This window comes from Microbacterium sp. ISL-103 (genome assembly GCF_018613995.1).
Taxonomy (GTDB): domain Bacteria; phylum Actinomycetota; class Actinomycetes; order Actinomycetales; family Microbacteriaceae; genus Microbacterium.
Map to the genome: position 1 here is coordinate 1 of NZ_JAGGPD010000081.1, position 4,384 is coordinate 4,384.

At 64.1% G+C, this 4,384-nt stretch carries 6 protein-coding genes; all 6 read right to left on the reverse strand.

Annotation, left to right across the window (positions count from 1 at the left end):
• On the reverse strand, positions 1-428 hold a 428-nt coding region (locus J7E68_RS03595; RefSeq protein ID WP_251048600.1), incomplete at its 3' end, for an SDR family oxidoreductase.
• 20 nt (positions 429-448) lie between these two features.
• Complete coding sequence (locus J7E68_RS03600) at positions 449-1,936, reverse strand: aldehyde dehydrogenase family protein (protein WP_215169929.1); 1,488 nt, start codon at positions 1,934-1,936, stop codon at positions 449-451.
• 53 nt (positions 1,937-1,989) lie between these two features.
• Entirely contained in the window at positions 1,990-2,133 is a 144-nt protein-coding gene (locus J7E68_RS03605; RefSeq protein ID WP_215169931.1) for a hypothetical protein, read from the reverse strand.
• Between the two features lie 4 nt (positions 2,134-2,137).
• Positions 2,138-2,815, reverse strand: coding sequence for an ABC transporter ATP-binding protein (locus tag J7E68_RS03610; RefSeq protein ID WP_215169933.1), 678 nt, complete (start codon positions 2,813-2,815; stop codon positions 2,138-2,140).
• A 30-nt stretch (positions 2,816-2,845) separates the two neighbouring features.
• Positions 2,846-3,838 (reverse strand): ABC transporter substrate-binding protein, encoded by a 993-nt coding sequence (locus J7E68_RS03615; protein ID WP_215169935.1) that lies wholly within the window; start codon positions 3,836-3,838, stop codon positions 2,846-2,848.
• 32 nt (positions 3,839-3,870) lie between these two features.
• Positions 3,871-4,384, reverse strand: a 514-nt coding sequence (locus J7E68_RS03620) for an ABC transporter permease subunit (protein WP_215169937.1), incomplete at its 5' end; no start/stop codon positions are given.

Genomic DNA, 4,384 nt, shown 5'->3' on the forward strand with positions numbered 1-4,384 from the left:
GAGGCGATGTTCACCACCGTCGCGGACTCTTCCGCGGCGAGATAGGGCAGCGCCGCCCGGCAGACGATGTACGCGCCGGTGAGGTTGATGTCGATGACTCGACGCCATTGTTCGGCCGACACCTCCGCGATGGGGCCTCTGAACATGACCCCCGCCGCGTTCACTAGGCCGTCGATCCCACCGAGCCGCTCCGCTGCCCGTGCGAGCGCGTCGGCAACGGAGGCGTCGTCGGTAATGTCGACAGTGAAGGCGTAGCCGCCGACGGTGCGTGCCGCTTCCGTCACCCCAGTCTCGTCTCGATCCAGCAGCGCAACCTCGGCGCCTTCGTCGACGAATCGCTGCGCGGTGGCCCGGCCGATCCCGGATGCGGCTCCGGTGATGACGATGCGCCGTCCGTCAAGACGCTTGGGAGAGGGTGCCGAGTTCATCATTGGTGTCCGTTCGTGAGTCAGTGGTTGTAAGGGAGCTCGCGCTCGGTGGAAAGGTCCCAGACGACTGATTTGCTCCGGAGATAGACGTCGACGGATGCGAACCCGTTCTCTTTCCCGAATCCGCTTTGCTTCCACCCCCCGAAGGGCACAGTGGGGTGGAAAGAGCGGTAGGTGTTGATCCATACCGTGCCGGCCTCAAGCCGGCGAGAGAGGAACTGGATGGCACGAGCATCGTTGCCCCAGATCTGCGCGCTCAGACCGAACGGCGTGGCATTGGCGCGGGCAACAGCTTCGTCGAGGTCGTCGTAGTTGAGGACGCTCGCCACCGGCCCGAAAGCCTCCTCGACGGCGGCGGGATTCATGTCACCTACGTCTCGGAGAACGGTCGGGCGGTAGAACGCGCCCTGCGCCAGGTCCCCGTCGGTCGCTGCCGCGCCCCCGGCAATGACCGAAGCCCCCGCGGACGCCGCGCGCTGCACGAGGCCATCGACATGGGTACGATGCGTCTTCGAGATGAGGGTGCTCATCTGAGATTCGGGAGCTGAGGGAAGTCCCACCCGGATGGACTCCGCGAACGACGCCAGCCGTTCGGTCACCTCGTCGTATCGAGCGGAGGGCACCAGGATTCTGGACCCCGCCACACAGCTCTGCCCGCTCTTGGCATAGTTGGAGTGAAGCACCGAAGGCACCACGGTGTCGAGGTCGGCATCGGGCAGCAGGATGGCCGGGCTCTTGCCGCCGAGTTCCAGGAACGTCGGCACGATGTTCGTCGCCGACTGGCGGATCACCGCACGCCCCGATTCGGGTCCACCCGTGAACGCGACCATGCCGATCCCCGGGTGCTCACTCAACAACGGCCCAACCACCGCACCCCGCCCGGAGAGCACATTGATCACCCCGGCAGGGATACCCGCGTCGAGGGCGAGCTCCACGAGACGGAAGGTGAGCACTGGGGCAACCTCAGGGGCCTTGAGGACGATGCAGTTGCCGGCGACGAGCGCGGGACCCGCTTTCAACGCGATGAAGTTCGCGTTGCCGTTATACGGACTGATTCCCGCCACGACTCCGAACGGCTCCCGCAGCTCATAGGAGAGCCTGTCCGGCAGCTGCGCGTATGTGCGGCCCTCGAGCTTGTCGGCGATACCCGCGAAGTACGTGAGAATACGGACGCTCGAGTCGAGATCTCCGGTCGCTTCGGAGGGCAGGTGACCCACGTCTGCGATCTCGAGGCCGGCCAACTCGTCGCGATGTTCACTGATGAGGGCTGCCCACCTCGCCAGAAGACGTCCTCGGTCGCCGGGGGCCGTGTCGCGCCAGGTCGAGCGGAACACCGTCGTAGCTCCGCCTACGATCTCGTCGACCTCGGCGGCGCTCACTTCGTGGAGGTCGCCCAGGATCTGACCTGTGGCCGGGTTCTCGATGGGGAGGGTGTGCCCACCGGGGGGACGGACAACTCCGGCCGCTGAGATGTAGCCCAGTCGGAGTACCTGATCCGCGTGTGACATGTCTGTCCTTTCTGCGCGTGCGCGCTGCGCGGCCGTTCGCCGCGGGAGGTGTCCTACCTTTTGGGAATCTCGATGCCGTGCAACACACCCATCCGCTCGAAGTGACCGTAGATGCGGTCCACATAGACGGCAAAGTCATTCGACTCCGACAGTGCGATGGGTCGCGGCCGGGGAAGGTCGACGATGATCTCGTCCACGACCTCACCGGGGCTCGGGCCTCAGGACGAAGATCCGGTCGGACAGGCCTACCGCCCCCCCGACGCTGTGGGTGATGAACAGAACCGTCGGTCGAGTGTCCAACCACAAGGCTTCGAGGTCAGCACGAACCTGCAGGCGAGTCAGCGCGTCGAGCGCACCGAAAGGCTCATCCATCATCAGCACCGATGGCTCATGGACGATGGTGCGGATCAGGGACACTCGTTGCCGCATGCCTCCTGAGAGCTGGCGGGGGTACTTGTTCATGGCCTTCTCGAGATGCAGCTTCAAGAACAGATCCTGGGCCCGTTCCCGCATCCGCTTCTTGTCCAGGTGACGGATGTCGGCCTGGAGGAGGACGTTGTCCATCGCCGTGCGGAAATCCAGCAAGAGATGATCCTGGAAGGCGATCCCGATGTCCGTGAACGGTGCGACGATGGGCTGACTTCCGATGGTGATGTCGCCCTCAGAACGGGCAAGAAGGCCCGCAGCCATGAGCATCAATGTGCTCTTCCCGCATCCGGACGGGCCGACGATGGAGATGAATTCGCCAGCCTGGATGTCCATGGACACTGGCTTGAGAGCCTGGAATGGGTTGGGGGTTGTCTCCCCGAATACCTTTCCCACGTTCTTGATGGAGATGTCGAGCCCGAGCGCGTTCTGCACCTGCGGGGAAGGAGTCATCTTCGGTTCCTCTCTATTGTTGTCGCCGAGTCAGTCGCAGGCGGTGAGCTCGTCATCCGCGGGCAGATAGTCGTAGGAGACGAACGTGTCCGGGTCGAGGGTCTCGGAGATCAGTCCGGCACGCTCGAGCAGGTCGATGCTCCGGGTCCAGTGCTCGGGTTCCGCCCGCCCGATGTATGACGCATCCGCTGCGCACATCAGCGGCAGAAGGAAGTCGAGCTCGACGCGAGTACCGTCGGCATCCGCTCCTGGCGACAGCGCGGCGACAGCCTCGACCGCCGCATCGGGATCGGTGTACGCCTGTCCGAGGCCCTGAAGGCTGTTCGCGACGAACTCTCGCACCCCCTCGGGGTTGCGTTCGAGGTAGTCCTCAGTCGTGAAGATCGAATGGGCGACGGCATCCACGCAATAGTCCGCGAAGAGGAAGTCGGTGAAGTCCGCATCCTGAGCGACCAGCGCGACGTGCGTGTCCTGACCCCCGACGATGGCGTCAACGTTGCCTTCAAGCAGGGAGGCTACGAGAGACTCGAACGGAACGTTCGCGACGGTGACGTCAGCTTCGGAAAGACCATTGAGTTCCAGGAACAGCGGGAAGAGGAACGCGTAAGCACCGCCCTGCGGGACCGCGACCGTCTTGCCCTTGAGGTCCTCGACCGTGGTGATGCCAGACGAGTCCAGTACCTGCATGGCGATGTTCGTCACTTGGTTCATCGTCGCGACGACAACGAGCGGAGCCCCCTGCTCGATCTGCTGGACGATGGCCACGGCGTCGGCGACACCGATGTCCGCCTGCCCGGAGGCAACGAGCTGGACGGCGGTACCGGAGCCACGCCCCTCGATAACCTCGACGTCGTCCAGAAGGCCGTCCTGGTCGGCGAGAGCGAAGCCGGCGGTGGATGCCGACCAGGCCCAGTGCATCTGGAACCGCACGGGTGAGCTGTCACCCGGCTGGGCGGAGCAGCCAGTGAGGAGCGCAAGCGTCGCCGCGCTGGCGATGAGAATGTGACTGATGCTTCGTCGCATGAGTGTGTCCTTTTCGAGTGGGTGGATGGAGGTCAACGGTCCGCCGAACGCCGCTGCCACGGGGTGAGCAACCATTCGATTGCTTCCACGAGGTAGTTGATGACAATGCCGATGACGGTGAGGATGACGAGGATTGCGAACATGTACTCGGTGTCCAGCTGCCCGCTGGCGCGGAGCAGCGCGTAGCCCAATCCGGTGTTGGAGCCAAGGAACTCAGCAACGAGCGCGCCGGTAATGGCGATGGTTGCCGAGGTCTTGATCCCGGAGAAGATGATGGGCAGCGCGGCCGGAAAGCGCAGTGACCAGAATGTCTGCCAGCGCGTTGCCCCCATGGACCGGGTGAGGAAGAGGAGCCGTTCGTCGAGGATGGAGAACCCGCTGATGCTCGACATGAGCAGCGGGAAGAACGAGATGAGAACAACGAGGGTGATCTTTGTGTCAAGGCTGAACCCCAGCCACACCAGCAGCAGCGGTGCGATTGCGATCTTCGGAACCAGTTGGAGAAGGACGACCGGCGGGTAGAGTGCCTGCTTCGCCCACCGGGAC